Raw genomic sequence first — 1,466 nt, 5'->3', positions numbered from 1 at the left:
TTAAAATGTACCCTTTGTAAAGGACAGTTTTAAAAAAGCCTAGACTGTTTGTTGAAGCTGTTGTCTGTATTTTGCAGGCGGCAGCTTTTTCAAATTCCATTGACCTCGATAATGATTGTAGTACGTCATATAACTCTTAATCTCTCGTCTCACTTCTTCTAGTGTCTCGCAATCTTTTATATTGGTTTCATCTTTAAAGTGACCAAAAAATGATTCTTGTGGGGCGTTATCCCAACAGTTTCCTCTACGTGACATCGATTGCCCTAACCCCATTTTCTTCACAGCTGTTTGATATCTAGGATTCGTATAATGAAACCCTTGATCTGAATGTATAAAGGCATCTGTCAGTATATGACGATGTTTCTTTAGTTTCTGAAGCGTACTCATGGCGATGTCCAGGCCTAAAGAAGACGAGAGTTCATAGGCTAATATCTCATTCGTTTGGGCATCTTTAATCGTTGACAAGTAAGCACGTTTGCCATTTCCATATGTCAAATACGTGATATCGGTCAATAATACCTTTCCAGCTACTCCTTGCTTAAACTCACGCTGTAGCTTATTTTCACATGTGCGATGTTCTTTCGTCGCCTTGGCCATACGACGGGCTGGATTGGCCTTGCGGATCGGACAGATAATCTCAAATTTCTTCATAATACGGCGGATACGTTTTAGGTTATACGTGATGCCATACTGATTCTGAAGTGTCATCTTAATTTGGCGTGCCCCTTTTTTTCTTCCTCGAAAATGATAGGCTCGTAAAATGATTTCCTTTACGACTTCATCTGCCTGTTCTTGTGTTGCACGTCTCTGTTTAGATTTCTCTTCAAAGTGCTTATAGTAGCCCGAACGGGAGACTTCCATGATTTCGCATAAGTAGCTCACCAACCGTGCTAATTTATACGTTCGGATGGTGTAGTCAATTAGTTCGTATTTCCGTGTCGTTTGGATTGTGATTTCTTTTTCATCATCTGCCTTTCGAGTAGATCGAGCTTTTTTAACAGTTCATTCTCCGCTTGTAGTAAACGATTCTTCGCTTCAAGTCGTTCGATTGTTTCTTGTGGTGTTAGGTCACGTTCTATCGGACGACCTGAATTGTTTTTTCGTGTATCCTGTAAGCCCTCTACACCACATTTTCGGTAAGCAGCACGCCAGCGCTTTCCTGAAGATCTAACTCGTTTTATACCTATTAAATCAGCATCTAAGCCGGCTTCCTCAAAAATTTCTCGTGGCATTCTCCCTTTTTCGTTTTCTGCAATAAAATGGCGTTTAAATTCATCGGTATACGTGATGGATTTGTCACTAACTGCCTGTACGTTGGGATTGCATTGTAATTGTTCTTGTTCTCTTGTGGTAAACAATCGTTCAGTCATATTTATCCGCTCCCACATCTTTTTTCTTAATTATAAACAAAAGTACCCCATAGGATAGACTTTTTTCAAAGTGTCTATCGTATAGGGTACATTTTA

Annotated in this window: 1 protein-coding gene; it reads right to left on the bottom strand. The window is 39.8% G+C overall.

The features are described 5' to 3' along the window. Positions 1–39: 39 nt before the first annotated feature. A protein-coding gene (locus tag CSV77_RS16680; RefSeq protein WP_233212298.1) for an IS3 family transposase occupies positions 40–1,370 on the bottom strand; the annotation gives its coding sequence in 2 pieces (ribosomal slippage) (positions 40–989 and positions 989–1,370; 1,332 coding nt in all). Between the last annotated feature and the right edge of the window lie 96 nt (positions 1,371–1,466).

Source organism: Sporosarcina sp. P16b, from assembly GCF_002743065.1.
In the GTDB taxonomy this organism is placed as follows: Bacteria; Bacillota; Bacilli; order Bacillales_A; family Planococcaceae; genus Sporosarcina.
The sequence above is the reverse complement of the archived record's forward strand: the minus strand, read 5'-3'. Positions and strand labels throughout refer to the sequence as shown.